Source organism: Sorangium sp. So ce128 (assembly GCF_051525245.1).
Lineage (GTDB): Bacteria > Myxococcota_A > Polyangia > Polyangiales > Polyangiaceae > Sorangium > Sorangium cellulosum_B.
This window is the reverse complement of sequence record NZ_CP150313.1, coordinates 4978353-4996123: the sequence shown is the minus strand read 5'-3', so window position 1 is coordinate 4996123 and position 17771 is coordinate 4978353. Positions and strand designations below refer to the sequence as shown.

Sequence of the window (17771 nt, the reverse complement as noted above, 5' to 3'; positions counted from 1 at the left end):
GGCAGCGAGGCCCGCGCCCGACCGGCGCCTTGACACGCTGGCGCCGAGCGGGTTCACGTAGTGCCCGGACGCTTGCCGCCGCACGAGGGCGCGCGACGGCTCAGGGAGAGGGGCATCGAGATGCGAGACCTGAAGGGGATCGTCGAGGTGGAGCTGCTCGTCGAGGAGGGCGGCGCGCTCACGCCGACGCGGGAGTACGTCCATCGAGAGTCGACCTATGTCGAGGGACGGTCAGGCCAGCGCTATGCGCTGCGCGTGCGGAACCTGACGGGCGCGCGCGTCGAGGTGGTGCCCACCGTCGATGGCCTCGACGTGCAGAGCGGCAAGGACGCGTCGTTCGACGCCCGCGGCATGGTGATCAGGGCGCACGAGTCGTTCGATTTCACCGGGTTCCGCATCAGCCACACCGAGGTCGCGACGTTCCGGTTCGGGAGCATCGAGCAGTCGTACGCCGCGCAGATCGGCAAGCCCCGCAACGTGGGTGTCATCGGCCTGGCGGTGTTCGAGGAGCTCGCGCCCCCGCCGCCGCCTCCTCCGCCGCCCTTCACGCCGCCGCCTCCGGCGTTCGACGAGCAGATGATCTCCGGCGCGGCCCCGCCACCGGCGTTCGGCGGGCCGCCTGGCGGCGCGCCGCCGCCGCCCGCCGTGCTGCGCGCACCGGCCCCGGCTCCGGGGTTCGGCCCGCCGGCGCCCGGTGCCCCGCCACCGGGGCCGGCTCCGGGGGGGTTCGGCCCGCCGGCGCCCGCGGCGCCGAAGGGGCTCGGCACGACGTTCGGCGAGCGGCGCGAGTCGCGCATCACGTCGACGCAGTTCGATCGGGCGACGCCGAAGCCCGCCGCGGTGCTGGTGATCCGCTACGAGCAACGCGAGGGGCTGCGGGCGCTCGGGATCGACGTGGACGGGCTCCACCAGCGCGAGACCGCCAGCCCGTTCCCGGCCGAGACCGGCTTCGCCAAGCCGCCGCCCGGCTGGAAGGGGTGAGCGCCGGGGATCAGAGCCGCCCGGCCCCGGCGTAGCGCATGACCAGCGCCGGAACGTGCTCCGCCGGGTCCATGGTGTAAGAATACATCGATACTGGATCGAACGCGGTGCCGCGCGTCTCGCAGACCGGCGTTTCGGGAGGCGGGGGATCGTTCGGGTCCTCCGACGCCGAAGGCGGCATGTTGGTCTCGATGATGTTGGCGCGCTCGACGATGTCTCCAGGCTCGGAGTCGGCGTACCCCGCCCGGCAAGGAAACCAGGTGTTCAGGAAGTAGTTCCCCTCCACGACGACGTCGGCCTCCATGCGCGACGCGACCCCGTAGGAGAGGTTGTCGAGGTAGTAGTTGTTGAACACGTGCACCTGGCCGAAGCGGACGCTCGGATGGCGCGTCTCGGTGGCGTCGAACCAGTTGTGGTGCAGCGTGATCTGGAGGAACCCGGCGTCCGACGTGGCCGCGTCGGAGTGGCCGATGAGGATCGTCTTGTGATGGTTCCGGAAGACGTTCCACGACAAGGTCACGTACGACGACTCCCGGACGATGTCGATCAGGCCGTCGGCCCCGTTCATGAACGTACAGTGATCGATCCAGACGTTCGTGGTCTCGGTGGTGATGCCGATGGCGTCCTCGCTCGCGCCCTCGAACGTGATGTTCCGGATGATGACGTTCCGCTCCCGGTACAGATACAGCCCGCCGCCGACGATCTTCGCGTCGGAGCCGAGACCGACGATGGTCTTGTTCGAGCCGACGTCGTTCATGCCGGACAGCTCGATGGTCCCGGAGATCTGGATGACGAGCGGCTCGGTGCCCACCATGGCCGCCGTGAGCGACTCCGCGTCCGAGACCATCACCACCATGCCCCCCTCGCCGCCCGTGGTCCCGCCGTTCAGCGACGCGAACCCGACGGGACCGTCCTCGGGGGCGGGCGGCGGCGGATCCGTCGAGGGATCGCCGCCGGCGCCGGTCGACGCGCTGGTGGTGCCGCTCGCCGCGCTGGCGGTGGTGCTGCTCGCCACGCTGGCGGTGGTGCTGCCGGTCGTCGCGCCGGCGCCGGCCGGGAGCGAGCCTCCAGCGCCCCCGGCCCCGTCCGCCGATGGAGGGGTGGCGCCGTCGCCACCGCACGCGAACAGGCCGAGCGCCAGCAGGGCGAGCGGGAACACGAGGATCCGACATGAGCTGCTGCTTGAGTTCATCCTTCAGCCTCACCTCTGCCTCGAATGGGATGCTGGCATCATCGTTCTGCCCGTCGTCGAGGCAGCGGACGTCGGAGCTCGATGGATGGCGCTCGCCGGCGGCGCCACCATCAGGCCTCCACGGTACGGCTTCGCCTGTCGTGCGCAACGCGTCGCTCACCACGCATACGCAACGGCTGTGCCGTTCGGCGCCAACGCGATCCAGCCGCTCGCTATTCTGAAATACTCCAAAGACATGGCTGCTATGGGCTCTCGCTGGCCTGGTGGCGCGCAGCGATGGCGTCGCCGGCTGTCCACGGGGCGCCGGTGGAGCTCCCGCCGATGGCTGCTGGTCAATCTGCGGTTAACACGTAGTGCGTCGGTGCCGTCAAGCACGTCAACCCGTGGTTGACTCGGCGACGCCACGGCGCGCTGCGACAAGGGCTCTCACGACGCGAGCGCAACGCGGTTTCTGCGGACCGGATTGACCGCCGGCAGGCGGCTTCGAGAAGACGGCATCGTAATTGCTTATCTCGCCGCTCGCGGGCGAGGCGCGGCTCCGGCACCGTTCGGCGGCCGGCACCTGACGCTAGCCCGAACCGCGCGACCCACCGGGTGCCACGCCGAGGCGCGCGTGCATCGAGCGCAGCGACGGTGAGCCGCGATGCGCTGTTGTTGTCCGCGCGGGCTCGGCGCCTGAGCGCCCGGGTGGAGTGTTTCAATTCGAAAGGATCGGTCGCATGAAAGCCGCTGTTCTCTTGTTCGTCCTCCTCGGTTGCGCGGTCCTGGCCGGTTGCTCCGGCGCAGCGAACTCGCCCGGGCCGAGCGAGGACGCGGCCGGACAGGGCGGCACCGGAAGCGGCGCTCCGGGCGCGGGCAGCCACGGCAGCTCTGCGGGCGCGGGCGCGCCAGGCGACGCCACGGGTGCGAGCGGCCAAGGCGGCGGCGCAACCTCGGGCGGCCACGGCGGCGACACGAGCTCGGGCGGCCACGGCGGCGCGCCTCCGGTGCTCGGGGACGGGCCGGACGGGTTCGCGGCCGTCGAGGGCTACGGGGTCAGGACCACCACGGGCGGCGCGGGCGGTCCGGTCGTCACGGTCACGACAACCGAGGAGTTCCTCGATCACATCGCGCGCCCCGGGCCCTACGTCATCCAGGTCGCCGGGACGATCGCGCTGCCTACCGGCACCACCGACGGCATGCACGACGTGACGTCCCACAAGACGATCCTCGGCCTCGGCGCGGACGCGACGCTCACCGGCGGCGGCCTCAAGATCGGCTTGCCCGTGGACGACGCCATCACCTCGCCCCCGCCGGACGCCGTCCACAACATCATCATCCGCAACATCAAGATCACGGGGGCCTCGGACGATCTCATCAACATCCAGATGTTCTCCCACCACATCTGGATCGACCACTGCGACCTCTCGAACGGCGGCGACGGCGCGCTCGACATCAAGCGGGGCTCGGATCTCGTCACCGTGTCCTGGAACCACTTCTACGACCACACGAAGACCTGCCTCCTCGGGCACGACGAGCTCGGCGGCTCTCAGGACATCGGGCGGCTCCGGGTCACCTACCACCACAATTTCTTCGATCGCTCCGATCAGCGGAACCCGCGGGTCCGCTTCGGCGAGCCCGTGCATGTCTACAACAACTATTACAACGACAACAGCTATGGCATCGCCTCCACCTGGAACGCCGGGGTGGTCGCCGAGGGCAATTACTTCTTCAGCGTCAACAACCCCGGCCGGGTGATCTTCGAGGACAACAGCCCTGGGCGCATGATTGCCCGGGACAACACCCTCGTCGAGTGCAACCACGAGATCGAGGTGGCCGGGCCGGTCGTCGAGCCGAGCACCTACTACGACTACACGCTGGACAGGAGCGCCGATGTCCCGGCGATGGTGATGGCCGGCGCGGGCGTGGGCAAGATCGACCTTTGAAGCTTCCCTTCACAGGCGGACGTCTCGGAGCAGGGTCCGCCGCAACAACGGAGATCCCAGTGTACATTCGATTATTCCGCGCTCGCAGGGCGTCCGGCGCGGCCGCCCTCGCGATGCTCATGATCGTCGCGGCATGCTCGACCGACTCCGATGGAGGAACGGCGACCAGCGGCTCGACAGGCGGCGCAGGCTCGGCCACCTCCGGCTCGGCAGGCGGTGCCGGCGGCTCCTCCACCTCCGGCTCGGGCGGCGCTGGCGGCTCCTCCACCTCCGGCTCGGGCGGCGGCGCTGGCGGCTCAACCACCTCAGGCTCGGGCGGCGGCGCTGGCGGCTCAACCACCTCAGGCTCGGGCGGCGGCGCTGGCGGCTCAACCACCTCAGGCTCGGGCGGCGCTGGTGGATCGGGGCCCGTCGAGGGCGTGGGCACCATCCTCAAGGTGACGAACCTCGACGCGGACGGCCCGGGATCGTTGCGCGAGGCCATCGAGACGCCGGGGCCGCGCATCATCGTGTTCGAGGTCGGCGGGATCATCGATCTGAACAGGGCCCGACTCAACATCACCGAGCCGTTCGTCACCATCGCCGGCCAGACAGCGCCCTCGCCGGGCATCACGCTGATCCGCGGCGGGATGAGGATCAGCACGCACGACGTGCGGATCCAGCACCTCCGCTTCCGGATGGGCGACGCCGGGGCCGCGCCGGCGTCGGGGTTCGAGCCCGACGTCACGACGGACGGCGCCTCGGCTTACAACATCGTGATCGACCACTGCTCGGTGGCCTGGGGCGTCGACGAGAACCTGTCGGTCTCGGGCCCCCGCTTCGACGGCCCCAGCGGCACATCACGCCGCGTCACCCTCAGCAACAACATCATCGCTGAAGGGCTCCTCGAGTCGATCCACGAGAAGGGCTCTCATTCGATGGGCACCCTCGTGCACGACCACTGCACCGACGTCACCGTGGTCGGCAATCTCTACGCCCACAACAACGAGCGAAACCCCTGGTACAAGGGGTTCGCGACCGGGGCGATCGTGAACAACGTCGTCTACAACCCCGGAAAATGGGCCATGCGGCTCGGCCCCGTCGTCAGGGAGTGGGAGAGCTCGGGCGTCACGCCGGAGCCCCCCAGGGTCAGCATCGTCGGCAATGTCATGCGGCACGGCGTGAACACGATGCCGGGCCTCCCGATGGTGGGCACCAACTCGCTGGGATCCGCCTACCTCGAGGACAATATCGCCGTCGACGCCCTCGGCGCAGCGGCGCCCATCGTCTCGCCGGAGATCGTCGTCCTCGCCGAGAAGCCCGCGTGGCCCGAGGGCCTCGTGGCGCTCCCCGCAGCGTCGGTCCTGGACTCGGTGCTCGCGCACGCAGGCGCGCGGCCCAGGGACCGCGACGAGATCGATCTGCGCATCGTCGCAGACGTCCTGTCCGGCGGCGGCATGTTCGTGAACAGCCAGGACGAGGTGGGGGGCTACCCGACGGCAGAGCCGACCTCGCGGCCGCTGGTCGTGCCGACCGAGGACATCGAGGGCTGGCTCGAGCGCCTCGCCGACGAGCTCGAGTAGCCAGCGTCGCCCGCGCCGTCGCCGGGCCCCGCTTCGCGAGGCCGCCGCCCGTGGAGAGCAGGCGCCGGCGCGGCGCTCGCGGTGACGTCACCAGGATTCCGCTTACAGGAGACAGCATGCTGAGAGCATCATCGATCGGTTCCGTCATCGTGTTGGCAGCGCTATCGGGCTGTGCGTCGAGCAACGAAGACAACAGCAGCAGCAGCGACGAGCCGGGCTCCGGCGAGCCGGGCCCCGGCGATCCCGGGTACGGCGACGTCGGCGACGGGACGGAAGACCCGGGCGGCGTGCCCGGAGACCTCAACCCCGACGCCGGCCCCGGCGAAGGCGTGGACTGCGGGCGGCAGAACTTCAACGTCGAGCGCAAGCCGGCCAGCATCCTGCTGGTCCTCGATCGCTCGGCGTCGATGCACGACGATCCGAACGGAGACGAGGGCACGCCGTCGAAATGGGACATCGTCGTGCCCGCCTTGCAGGAGGTCATCGCGGCGACGAACGAGGCGGCCTCCTGGGGCCTGAAGGTGTTCCCGCAGGGCGACAGGACGGGTACCTGCACCGGGGAGAGCTTCCCGAGCGACATCCTGATCCCGATCGCGACGAACAACGCACCCACGGTGAACCAAGCGATCTCGAGCACGACCCCCGAGGGCGACGGCACGCCGACAGGCGACGCCGTCAACAAGGCGGTCGAGTACCTGCAGACGATCCAGAACGACGACCCGAAGTACATCCTGCTTGCGACGGACGGAGATCCGTCATGCCCCAAGAGCGACTCGGACGAGTTCGCCGTGCAGGCGGTGTCGAGCGCGGCCGCCGCCGGCTTCCATACGTTCGTGGTTGGGATCGCGTCGCAGGCGAGCAAGATCGAGGCGCTCAACGGCCTCGCCGTCGCAGGGCTCGAGCCGCGCCAGGATCAAGATCCGCTCGCGCCCAAGTTCTACCTCGCGGCCACGAAGGACCAGCTCGTGACGTCGCTGCTGACGATCACGGGAGAGATCTCGACCTGCCTGTTCCCGCTGAGCGGGCCGCCGCCGAACCCGGACCACGTCGGCGTGTTCGTCGGGGAGCAAGCGGTCGCGCAGGACACCACGGGCACGGACGGCTGGAACTACACGGGGCCCGACATGATGACGATCAAGCTGTATGGCTCCGCGTGCGAGCAGGTGGCGAGCAGCGGCGCCGGCTCCGTCAAGGTGATCTTCGGCTGCAAGGACGACCCGATCTTCTGAGCTTCCGGGCGCGCGCCGGCCGGGCGCCGTGCTCGGCAGCTCGCGGATCCGATGGGGGAGATCGCCGTCGCCCTGGGGGCGCCCTCCCCCGGAGCTCCGCGCTCGTTCAAGGGGTCATTCGCGCCGCCGCGCGACTACTTGGCAAACCATTTGTTGACCGAGCCGCACTCCCACTGAAAGCCGGCCCCGAGATCCCAGCAGACACAGCCCCGGGGGCTGCCCGTCTCGTTCCCGATACACGACGTCCCTTCCTCCACCGCGGTACAGGGGGTGTTCCGAGTCGACGCCGCGCTGCCGTTGCCGCCCACGGTGCTGCAGTCGACCGCGACCGGGTTGATGGGGTACTGCGCGGCGTCGGGCGGCAGGCACGGCTCGCAGTCGGCGACGCCGCCCGCGCAGGCACAGATGCGCGAGCCCAGCTCCTCGATGCCGCACGCCGAGGGGCACATCCCAGTGAATGTGCACGGGTCGTTGTCATCGAACCCCGGGCACGAGCCCGAGCCGCCGGCGCCGCTCGTGCTGCTGGTCGTGCTCGTCGCGCCGCCGCCGCTGGTGGCGCTGGACGCGCTGCCGACGCCGCTGGTCGTGCTCGCGCCGCTGCTGCTGGCGCTCGCGCCGCCCGCGCCGCCGCTGCCGCCTCCGTCGCCGTCATCGCCGCACGCGGTGAGCGCGACCGCGAGCGCGAGCAGCAGGCCCGAGGCCAGAGGGCGGTTGGATTCTCTCCGATTGATGGTTTGATCCTTGTTCATGGCGCGGCGCCCTCGTGCACAATGCCGGCCGTGGCGCGCCTCCTGCCGGCGCGCCACGGCGCGCTTTTCCCGCGCGGCGGCAGCGCGATCTGCCCGCGCGCGGAGCGCCCGCGCGTCAACCGCGATCGTCAACCAGTGTCGACCTCGCGTTGACACGAAGGCCGCGGCACACGTCCGCGCGACGACCCGACGTCCCGCCGCGCGCCCTGGATCGCCGCTTGCAGTCACTCGACGCAGAGGCCAGCTGAACGACGCGAAGCGCGGGCTCGTGGTTGCCCCCCCTCGACGGGGTTGCGTCGGGGATTCGACGGCGCCGGCCGGCGTCGTGCGAGCGCTTCCGGGCCGCGGGTCGTCCACCATGAATCCCAGAACGAGAGGTAGCGAGATGAGGTTCGGAATGAAGTCAGCTTTCACTTTGCTGCTCGTGATCGGCGCCGCTGGCGCTTCCCAGCTCGGCTGTTCGGACGACGCAGCGACGCCGGACGACGGCCAGGGAGGCAGCAGCTCGAGCAGCAGCACCACCGCGACCGGCGGGAGCACCAGCAGCACGGGCGGCGCCGGCGGCGGCAGCACCGCCGCGAGCACCACGAGCAGCGCGACCACGAGCAGCTCCAGCACCACGGCCGCGAGCTCCACGGCTGCAAGCACCACGGCCGCGAGCTCCACGGCCGCGAGCACCACGAGCAGCGGCACCGGCGGAGAGGAGCCGCTCGGCGACGAGCTCCCGATGGAGATCCCGACGCCCACGAACGGCGACGGCGAGATCAGGACCGAGACGACGGTGCTCAAGAACGCCGCCCACGGCGGGCAGGACGTCTACGACTTCAACAACCAGAAGATCGGCGTGAACAACACGGAGGACTGCGACGACGGCGAGGGCCAGAAGACCGTGTTCGAGGTCGAGGACGGCGTCACCGTGAAGAACCTCATCATCGCCGGCGGCCTCCCCGGCGGCAACGGAATCGTCTGCAAGGGCGACTGCACGCTCGATCACGTCTACTGGGAGGACGTCTGCGAGGACGCGGCGACCAACAGCGCCGACGGGGCGACGATGCACATCAACAGCTCCATCGCCCTGCACTCGGCCGACAAGATCTTCCAGCACAACGCCAAGGGCGGCTCCACGACCATCGTCACGAACTCGTACATCGCCGACTTCGGGAAGCTTTGGCGCTCGTGCGGCGACTGCACCGCGAACGGCGGCCCGCGGCACCTGATCATCGACAATGTCAGAGTGGACCGGGTGAAGACGACGATCGCCGGCGCGAACCAGAACTACGGCGACACGGTCACGATCACGAACCTCTACGTCAAGGGGGGCTACGACGCGGACGACGACAAGCCGAAGATCTGCCAGGAGTACAGGGCCGTCACCGATCACATGGGCGAGTCCGAGAAGCTCCACGGCGGCGCGAGCCAGTGGGACACCGCCACGTGCCGCGTGAGCAAGAGCGACGTGAAGAGCTGGTGATCGCGCGAGGGGCAGCGCGCGCCAGCGTCGCTGCCCCCCTGCATCCTGGCGCGACCCGGCGGCGCGGACCGCCGCGCCCGTGACGACCGCGCCGTCCACCGACGACCCCCGCCCCGACGACCCCCGCGCAGCGCCGCTACGCGCCCGCGTCGAGCTTCCGGCGCAGGTTGTCGCGCGCGCTCGCCTCGAGGCGGGCGTGGAAGTACGGCGAGAGGAAGATCCGCTCCGCCGCGAGCAGCTTCTCGAAGAAGCGCCGCCGGCCTGCAGCGTAGAGCTCGGGCGGCACGGCGCTGTACTCCGCGGCGATCGCCCGGTCGTACGCGTCGAACACCGCCGCGTCGCTGCCCAGGATGGCCATGTCGCAATCGAGGAAGAGGGCCTCCTCCTCGCCGACGTCCGCCGGCCCGAGGGCCCCGTGGCGCGCCGTGAGCAGGATGAGCCGCTCGATGAGGCCCTCGTCGAACCCCTCGCCGGGCAGCCAGCGCGCCACCGCCTCGCGCGCGAGCTCCGCGCTGCGCGCCTCGTTGTCGTGGCGGCCGGGCACGTACACGGCGTCGTGGAAGAGCGCGGCCAGGAACACCTCCCGCGGCCTCCGCCAGCCGACGTCGCGGGCGACCTCGCCCACCCGGCGGAGCACCTCGCGCACGTGCGCCAGGTCGTGGTACGCGCGCCCGGGCTCGCCGTAGGCCGCGCGCACCGCGCCCCACAGCGGCTCGGGCAGGACCAGGCCGTCCGGGGCCTCCGGCGGCGCGTCGCCGTCGGCGCGCGCCTCGCCCGCCGCGATCCCGCCGTCCGGCCTCACGCGAGCACCAGATCCTCGGGGCGGAACAGCTCCCCGTCGTACGTGGCGACGCTGCCCTTCTCCGTGGCCTTCGCGTGGTTCTTCGCGAGGTTGGCGCGCCCCTGGATCTCGCGATCCGTCAGGAAGCAGTCGACGTCGGCGACGCACAGCCCGGCCGAGATCGTCGGCGACCGCTCGACGCGGCGGTAGCGACGGCGGCCGAGCCGCTCCTGGAGCGCGCGCAGGAAGTCCACCGCCCACGCGCGCGTCGCGTTGGGCAGCGTGATCATGTACTCGTCGCCGCCGAACCGGTACGCGTGCCCGTGCGCGAAGACGTGCGCCTCGATGCTCTCCATGAGCGGCGGGAGCACGTGGAGATCGACCGCGGTCTCGGTGTGCTGGACGTTGAACGCCTTGAAGTCGTCGATGTCGACGAACGCCACGGCGATGGAGGCGCCGCGCAGCGCGCAGCGCGCCCGGTAGTGCGCCAGATCGGGCAGGAAGAGCCCGGGCGCCTCGAGGATGTGGAACTTCTCGTCGTACTCGCGCGGGCGGAGCGGCGGCGCCTCCGGCATCACGGCCTCGGCGTGCCGGATCGACATGTAGTCGGTGAGCTGCGGCACCTTGAGCGCGCGCGTGGCCGCGAACCAGGGCGCGGCCATCAGCTGCTCCAGCCCGTGGACCTCGCGCCGGAGGTGCCGGATCGTCTCGGCGTTCACGGCCTTCTGGAGCGGCTCCTCGATCGCCGTGGCGCTGTCGCGCCGGAGGTCGATCAGGATGCGCTTGAGCAGCGGGCCCTGCGTGTCGTGGATCTGCGCGTGCGGCGGGCGCAGCTCGAGCTGCCGCCCGAGGAGGCTCAGCTGTCCGATCAGCTCCGTCACCTCCGGCGGCTCGTAGCCGCGGAACTCGTGCCGGATCACGTCCGCCACGTCGCGGCGGAACGCATCCGTGAACCGGGTGACGCACTGGGACAGGATCTTGGCCTCGGACTGCGTGAACTCGAGCACCTCACGAGGATACCCCGGCGGCGGTGCGCCCAGCGCCCGGGACGCACCGCGCGCTGGAAATCTGCCAGAAATTCGGAGATGCTGCCCCGTCCCCCTCCCGCGCGATCAATGCACGACCCCACCCGGACGATCACGACCCTCCGAAGCGACGCGGTCGAGCTCCCGGACCTGCGCATCCTCGTCACCCCGCAGAAGAGCCCGCCGATCGAGGCCGCCCTCGGCGTCGCGCCGCTCGTGCTCGGAACGAGCGGCGAGTGCGACGTCATCATCCCCGACTCCCGCGTCTCACGCCGCCACTGCCAGCTCCGGTTCTCGCCGCGCGGGGTCGTCCTCACCGACCTCGGCAGCAAGAACGGCACGTTCATCAACGATGTCCTGATCGTCGAGGGCTTCCTCACCCCGAGCGCCGTGGCCTCCCTGGGCGGCGTGCCCCTCACCGTGCGCGTCGGCGGCGCCCCTGTCGTCGTCCCGCTCTCCACCTCGGCCAGCTTCGGCGAGGCCCTCGGCAGCAGCGTCCCCATGCGCGCGCTCTTCGCCCGCCTCGAGCGCGCCGCGGCCACCTCGGAGACGATCCTCCTGCTCGGCGAGTCCGGCACCGGCAAGGAGGTCCTCGCCCGCGCCATCCACGCGGCGAGCCCGCGCAGCGGCGGCCCCTTCGTCGTGTTCGACTGCAGCGCCGTCGCCCCGAACCTCATCGAGGCCGAGCTCTTCGGCTACACGAAGGGCGCGTTCACGGGCGCCCAGGGCGCGCGCGCCGGCCTGCTCGAGGAGGCGACCGGCGGCACGCTCTTCCTCGACGAGATCGGCGAGCTCCCGCTCGATCTCCAGCCGAAGCTCCTGCGCGCGCTCGAGGCTCGCCAGGTGCGGCGCATCGGCGCCGCCGCGTACACGTCGTTCGACGCCCGCGTGATCGCCGCCACGCACCGCGATCTCCAGGGCCGCGTCGCGTCGGGCGCGTTCCGCGAGGATCTCTACTACCGGCTCGCCGTCGTCGAGACCGTCGTGCCCCCGCTGCGCGAGCGCAAGGAGGACATCCCGCTGCTCGTCGAGCGCTTCCTCGCGGCGCAGGTGCCTCCGCGCTCGCTCGCCGACCTGCCGCCGAACGCGCTGGAGCTGCTCCGCGGGCACCACTGGCCGGGCAACGTGCGCGAGCTCCGCAACACCGTCGCGCGGCTCATGCTGTTCCCGCACCTCGCCGAGGAGGCGATCGTGAAGGTGGCGCCGCGGCCCGCCGACATGGGCGTCGGCCAGTTCGTCGCGCTGCCGCTCCGCGAGGCGCGCGACATGGTCGTCGAGCAGTTCGAGCGCACGTACATCGCGATGAAGCTCCGGGAGAGCGGCGGCAACGTGGCGCGGGCCGCCGCGTCGATGGGCGTCTCCCGGCAGCTCGTCCACCGGCTGATGGAGCGCTACGGCATCCGCAGCAAGGGCTGACGGGGCGCGCGGCGCGGCGCGGTGCTCGGGACGCGCGGCGCGGCGCTCAGAACGCGCCGCGGAGCGAGAGCCCGGGGCCGCCCGGCGAGAGCGAGAAGCTCGCGACCGGCGCGGCGGGCGCGACGGGATCGAGCTGGAAGTAGAGCACCGCGCCCAGGCCGGCCGCGAGGAACCCCACGCCCGCGGAGATCGCGCCGGCCTTCCACGTGAGATCGATCGCCTCGACGTCCTCCGCCGGGCATCCGGGCGCGCACCGCGTGCGGAGCTCGCTCCGATCGAGGTGCCCCTTGACGCCGAGGAACGCGCCCACGCCGAGCCCCGCCGCGCCGACGCCGACGAGCACGAGCGGCCAGCGCTGCCGCACCGGCGGCGCGTCGGCGACGGCCGCGGGGCGCGACGGCGCCGGCGCCGGGAAGCGCACAGCGATCGGCAGCGCCTTGTCGCCCGGCGGCAGCGTGACAACGGCGGCGACCCGCGTCCCCGCCGCGTCCTCGAAGGTCAGCGTATGGCGCCCGGGATCGAGCTCGATCGGGTCCTTCGGGAGCGCGTCGAGCAGCGGCGCGCCGTCGAGGAGCACCCGGACCCGGCCCGGCGCGCGGCCGTCCGCGGACGTGGCCGACAGCGCGACGCTGGGCATGTCGCGCTCGAGCTGCTCGCTCCAGCTCTGGCAGTCGCGGGCGAGCGTCGCCGGGCACGAGCTCACGCAGACGCGGAGCTCGGCGCGGGCGCGCAGCAGCGCCCTGTCGCGGAGGAGCTGCTGCGCCTGCTCGTACGAGGCCGCGCACGTCTCTCCCACGCCCTGAGCGCGGGCGCGTGGGCCCGCAAGGAGCGTGGCAGCCGCGGCGAAGGCGGCGAGGAGGCGCCCTTTCATCGCAGCGCAGGCTACACGCTTCCGTCGTTCACAGGCACTCTCGCTTGATCCGCCGGATGCCGTTGGCGTCCAGATAGTACGGAGGCACGCAGCGCGATCGCGGCCGCGCGCTGCGCGCGGGGGAAGCGGCGCGCACGCCCGCGGCGCGATCCGGCGCGGCCGCGCGCGCGGTCGGCGCCGACGCCGCGACGGCGCTCGCGGAGGCCCCCGGCGCGGCCGGCGCCGGCGAGGCCGCCGATGCCTCAGGCGCCGCCGCGGACGCCGCCGACAAGGCCGCAGGCGCCTCCGCAGGCACCTCCGGCGCCCCCACGCTCGCGGCAGGCGGCGCGAGCGCTGACGGCGGCGCGGCGGACCGCGAGGACTCGCCGGCGCCAGCGCGCTCGTCCTGCGGCGCATCGGGCTCTGGACGCACGCTACAGCTCCTGCCGAGGGCCACGGCGAGCACCAGCGCGCTGGCCCCGAGCGCGAGCGTGGAGGCGCGGACGAGCTGCGCGCTCGCCAGCCGCGGCGGCGCCGCCGCGGCGACCGGCGTCGCGAGCGCCGACGCCACGGGCCGCGCCATGTCCTCGACCGTCCTCGTCATCGTCGGAACCGTCACCGAGGTCCTCAGCGCGCGCCCGCGGCCGCCAGACGGCTGCGCGAGGCGCGCCTCGACGTCCCGCGGCGACGCGTCGTCAACCGCGGCGGATCTCGGCGGCGGCGGCGCTGGGGCCGCGCTCCGCTGCGACGTCTCGATCGCGGCGAGGCTCTTCGCCCGCGCCTCGAGGAGCGTCCCCGCCGTCGCCTCGACCCACGCTCCCACCGCGCGCGGGCTCGCCGGCGGCAGCGCCTCCTCCAGCGCAGCCGCCATCTCCAGCGCGGTCGCGTAACGCCGAGCAGGATCCCTGTCGAGGCCGCGGAGCACCACCTCGTCGAGCGCCTTCGGCACGTCGCCGTACACGCTCGGCGGCTGGACGACGCCCTCGAGGATCCGCCCGAAGATCTCCGCGTCGCACTCCCCCGTGAACAGCCGCCGCCCGGTGAGCACCTCCCACAGGACCACAGAAGCAGCGTAGATGTCGGCGCGGCGGGTCAGGGGGGCTCCGCGCAGCTGCTCCGGCGCCATGTAGCTGAGCTTGCCCTTGAGCTGCCCGACGCGGCTCACCTGGCTCCGCACCGCCGCCCGCGCGATGCCGAAATCGAGCACGCGCGCGATGCCGTCCTCGCCGACGAGGAGGTTCTGCGGCGACACGTCGCGGTGGACGATCTGGAGCGCGGCGCCCTCCTCGTCGGTCGCCTCGTGCGCCGCGTGCAGGCCCGCGAGGGCGCCGGCGATGATGGCCGAGCCGACGGGCTGCGGCACCCGGGCCCCTCGCCTGCCGGCCTCGCGCAGCAGGCTCGAGAGCGATTCCCCCGCGATGTACTCCATGACCACGAAGAGCTCGTCGTCGGCCTGGACGCTGTCGAGCGTCGTGACGACGTTCGGGTGGCGGATGCGCACCGCGAGCCGCGCCTCGTCGAGGAGCATCGACGAGAACTCGGGGTCCCTGGCGAACTGCGGGTGCAGGCGCTTGATCGCGACAGTGCGGGCAAAGCCATGGGCGCCCACGAGCCGCCCGAAATGGACGGACGCCATCCCCCCGGAGGCGATCACGCCATGGAGCGTGTATCGATCGAGGGTCCGCCGCTCGCGCTCCTGAGCAGGTGCCATGATGGCTCTGTTCTACAACATCTCGGCAGCGTTGCTGGACGGTAACCTGCGCGCCGCGCTCGCGTCAGGCGGCCATTGACGCCGGGCAGCGGCGAGGGCGCTCGACGCGGCACATGGGTGTCTGACCGCCCCTGCCGAGGTGGACCGGTGGAGAAGCAACTGGGTGTGTCCACAGTGTCAACTCACCGTTGACATGGGTCGGGCTGGCGGCGCGCGCGCCGGTAGGCGAGGCCGAGCGCCCCGCAGGCGCGGCGCGACAGAGGCGCGGCGGCCTGCGGCTACAGGGGAACCTCGATCACGCTCTCGCAGGTGAAATCGACGCTCAGCTTCGCCACCATGTCCGCCTGGACCGTGGTGCACGCGTCGGCACACAGCACGATCTGCGTCGGACTCCCGGGCTCGTCGTAGCGCCAGGCGCCCTCGATCGCGCAGCTCTGGTCGTACACGAGCTCCGTGGTCGCGCTCGATCCGCTCGTGTAGAGCACGCGGACCTTCTCCTTGTCGAACGCGCTCCCGTTCGGCGGGAGCGGGATCGCCATCGTGCACGAGACCGAGGCGCCGCGGATCCGGTCGACCGCCGCCTTGAAAGCGGCCGTGGTCTGCGACGGATCGCCGGTGTCGATGAGCACGGCGCCCTCGGTGCCGCCGGCTGCGGCGATCTCGTGCAGGTCGTCGAGGGTGTCCGGCGCGCCATCGATCGGCGGGTTCTCGACCCCGATGACGTAGGTCGGGACCCCCTCCGCCAGCGCCGCCTGGGCGTCGGCCACGACGGCGTCGATCGTGTCGGAGGCCTCGTCGCAGCCCTGCGGGTAGCCGTCCGTCACGAGCACGATCGCGTATTTCCCGGGGTTCTGCTGCCGCTGCGCCTCGATGAACCCGCTCGTGCCCCGCATCACCCACGCGGTCGGCGTGCCGCCGCGCCAGTCGTCCGAGCTCTCCGGCTCGATCGCGGCGATCGCCTCGGCGAAGGCGTCCGAGGGGAGCGGCGTGAGCGGCACGTCCGGCGTCGCGTAGATCTCGACAGAACACTTGTCGTCGTCGGCTGGAAAGAACGAGAGCGAAGCCGTCAGCCCTTCGGACCCGGGATCCGAGAAGAACTGCTTGGTCGCAGCGACCACAGGATCCCACTTGAGGTCCTTGTCGTGCCAGTCCTTGTCGCCCTTGCCCATGCTGCCCGACACGTCGAACGCGAACGCCAGGTACACGGGCTGGAGCGATGCCGCCGCCGTCTGGGTGGCGCACGCTCCGCCTCCGCCCGCGGGGCTGGCGCCGCCCGCGCCGCTCGATCCGGGCCGGATCCCGCCGCCGATGTCCAGCGAGCCCCCCTCGCCCGAGCCGGCGCCGAAGCTACCGCCGGAGCTCGCCCCTTCACCTTCTTCTCCCCCGTCGCTCGGGCTGCTGCCGCACCCGAGCCCGACCGCAGCCACGCTCAGCATCGCCAAGGCAATTGGAAGCAATTTCATAAGTCGTCGGCTCCTTCCACCGCCGCGTCCCGGCCTCGCGCCGCTGGCATCGAGTCATCGGGATGGCGCGTGGTCATGGGTCTCCGAAGCACGCGCGGTGCCAGGGCGCGGGGCTCTGCGTCGTCGATGAGGTGTGCTGTTCGCAGGCGCCGCTATCTCGGACCAGCGCACCGTGTCACGACGTCCTTCAGCGAGGCGTCGGCCGTGCCCAGAGCGACGGTGTAAGGCGGGGCGAACGCGCTCCCCTGCCCCGTGTCCTTCCGGGTGGTGTCCGACATGCCGATATAGGCGTTCCCGCTCGCCACGATCTGCGCGGTCGGCTCGCCGTCGTAGAAGACGTGCGGGTCCTTCACCCCGTCGAAGTAGTTGTTCTCGATCCGGAGCCTGGCCTGGAGGCCGCCCCCGATGGCGTAGTTGTTGCCGGCCGCCGAGTAGTAGTTGTTGAAGACGTGGACCTCGCCGAAGCGGACGCGGGGCATGCGCTCGATCACGCCGTCGGCCCACCAGTTGTGATGGAACGTGACGCGGAGTCTCCCTGTGTCCTCGTCGCTGTTGTTGTTGCTGTGGCCGACCAGGTTCGAGAAGCGGTGCGCGGGATCCGGCGCGTTGCTCGTGTAGTGGAACTTGCACCACGAGACGGTCACGAGGTCCGAGCCGTGGACGACGTCGAGGTTGCCGTCCAGCCCGTCCCAGATCTCCACGTGATCCACCCAGACGTGGTGGGCGAAGTGGATCTGGATCCCGTCGTCCGTGGTCGAGCTGGCGTCGATCTTGAGGTTCTGGATGATGACGTTCTGGATCGGGGTGTCGATCGACTTCCCCCGGATCTGGAGGCGGCCCCGGAGGGTCGCGTCGGGGCTCGCGCCGATCAGCGTCTTGTTCGACGCCACGTCGACGTCCACGCCGCTGATGTCGATGTCGCCGGAGATCTGGATGATCAGCGGCTCGGGGCTCTCGGCGTACTCGACGAGCTGCGCGGTCGTGGTCGCCGTGACCGTCATCCCGCCGAGGCCGCCCGTCGTGGTGGCCACGCCGTGGCCGCTCTCGCCCGCCCACCCGATCGGCGCGCTGGCGGGACAACCGTCGACGGTGCCGCCGCCGGTGCCCGAGCCGCCCGCGCCTTGGCCGCCGCCCCCGCCACCCGTGCCGCTGGTCGCGCCTCCCCCGGTGCCCGTGGTCCCGCTGCTGCTCGTCGTGCCGCCGCCGGTCGTGCCGCCGCTGCTCGTTGCGCCGCCGCTCGTTGCGCCGCCGCTCGTCGACGACGGCCCGCTCGGCCCGGCCCCGGACGACGACGCGCCGCCCGCGCCGGTTGCATCGCCGTCGTCCCCCGACGCCGCGCAGCCTCCCGCGCCGCAGAGCGCGACGAGGGCCGCCGCAAAGGGGGTGAAACGATTCGACCTCTCATACCGCATGATT

The 17771-nt window shown here is 71.7% G+C and carries 14 protein-coding genes; 6 read left to right on the top strand and 8 right to left on the bottom strand.

The window, feature by feature from the left end:
* The first annotated feature begins 120 nt into the window (after positions 1-120).
* Positions 121-981 carry a hypothetical protein gene (locus tag WME82_RS19040; RefSeq protein ID WP_438043999.1) on the top strand — a complete coding sequence of 287 codons (861 nt, stop codon included), beginning with the start codon at positions 121-123 and terminating at the stop codon, positions 979-981.
* Positions 982-991: 10 nt separating this feature from the next.
* On the opposite strand, the gene WME82_RS19035 is transcribed toward WME82_RS19040, so the two are convergent.
* Positions 992-2173 carry a pectate lyase family protein gene (locus WME82_RS19035; RefSeq protein WP_438043998.1) on the bottom strand — a complete coding sequence of 394 codons (1182 nt, stop codon included), beginning with the start codon at positions 2171-2173 and terminating at the stop codon, positions 992-994.
* 719 nt (positions 2174-2892) lie between these two features.
* On the opposite strand from WME82_RS19035, the gene WME82_RS19030 reads away from it, so the two are divergent.
* From WME82_RS19030 to WME82_RS19020, 3 genes are all read left to right on the top strand, one after another.
* Entirely contained in the window at positions 2893-4098 is a 1206-nt protein-coding gene (locus tag WME82_RS19030; protein WP_438043997.1) for a pectate lyase, read from the top strand.
* A 59-nt stretch (positions 4099-4157) separates the two neighbouring features.
* The gene (locus tag WME82_RS19025) at positions 4158-5660 is read left to right on the top strand and encodes a pectate lyase family protein (protein ID WP_438043996.1); all 1503 of its coding nucleotides are present in this window, start codon (positions 4158-4160) and stop codon (positions 5658-5660) included.
* Positions 5661-5776: 116 nt separating this feature from the next.
* Positions 5777-6889, top strand: a complete 1113-nt coding sequence (locus WME82_RS19020) for a vWA domain-containing protein (RefSeq protein ID WP_438043995.1) — start codon at positions 5777-5779, stop codon at positions 6887-6889.
* A 134-nt stretch (positions 6890-7023) separates the two neighbouring features.
* Here WME82_RS19020 and WME82_RS19015 read toward each other — a convergent pair whose 3' ends face one another.
* A complete protein-coding gene (locus WME82_RS19015; protein ID WP_438043994.1) occupies positions 7024-7638 on the bottom strand; it encodes a hypothetical protein in 615 nt (204 codons plus the stop codon).
* Between the two features lie 397 nt (positions 7639-8035).
* Here WME82_RS19015 and WME82_RS19010 point away from each other — a divergent pair, with 397 nt between their 5' ends.
* Positions 8036-9109 (top strand): pectate lyase, encoded by a 1074-nt coding sequence (locus WME82_RS19010; protein ID WP_438043993.1) that lies wholly within the window; start codon positions 8036-8038, stop codon positions 9107-9109.
* A gap of 136 nt (positions 9110-9245) precedes the next feature.
* Here WME82_RS19010 and WME82_RS19005 read toward each other — a convergent pair whose 3' ends face one another.
* Both WME82_RS19005 and WME82_RS19000 read right to left on the bottom strand, forming a co-directional pair.
* The gene (locus WME82_RS19005; RefSeq protein WP_438044907.1) at positions 9246-9836 is read right to left on the bottom strand and encodes an HD domain-containing protein; all 591 of its coding nucleotides are present in this window, start codon (positions 9834-9836) and stop codon (positions 9246-9248) included.
* A gap of 71 nt (positions 9837-9907) precedes the next feature.
* Entirely contained in the window at positions 9908-10897 is a 990-nt protein-coding gene (locus tag WME82_RS19000; protein WP_438043992.1) for a diguanylate cyclase, read from the bottom strand.
* A gap of 108 nt (positions 10898-11005) precedes the next feature.
* Here WME82_RS19000 and WME82_RS18995 point away from each other — a divergent pair, with 108 nt between their 5' ends.
* A complete protein-coding gene (locus WME82_RS18995) occupies positions 11006-12331 on the top strand; it encodes a sigma 54-interacting transcriptional regulator (protein ID WP_438043991.1) in 1326 nt (441 codons plus the stop codon).
* A 46-nt stretch (positions 12332-12377) separates the two neighbouring features.
* Here the strand turns inward: WME82_RS18995 and WME82_RS18990 are convergent, their stop codons facing one another.
* The 4 genes from WME82_RS18990 to WME82_RS18975 all read right to left on the bottom strand — a co-directional run bounded on the left by WME82_RS18990 (position 12378) and on the right by WME82_RS18975 (position 17767).
* Entirely contained in the window at positions 12378-13202 is an 825-nt protein-coding gene (locus WME82_RS18990) for a hypothetical protein (protein WP_438043990.1), read from the bottom strand.
* A 28-nt stretch (positions 13203-13230) separates the two neighbouring features.
* On the bottom strand, positions 13231-14892 hold the full coding sequence (locus WME82_RS18985; protein ID WP_438043989.1) for a serine/threonine-protein kinase: 1662 nt from the start codon (positions 14890-14892) through the stop codon (positions 13231-13233).
* 278 nt (positions 14893-15170) lie between these two features.
* Positions 15171-16355: a vWA domain-containing protein gene (locus WME82_RS18980; RefSeq protein ID WP_438043988.1), complete on the bottom strand. Its 1185-nt coding sequence runs from the start codon at positions 16353-16355 to the stop codon at positions 15171-15173.
* 152 nt (positions 16356-16507) lie between these two features.
* Positions 16508-17767: a pectate lyase family protein gene (locus WME82_RS18975; RefSeq protein WP_438043987.1), complete on the bottom strand. Its 1260-nt coding sequence runs from the start codon at positions 17765-17767 to the stop codon at positions 16508-16510.
* Positions 17768-17771 lie beyond the last annotated feature (4 nt).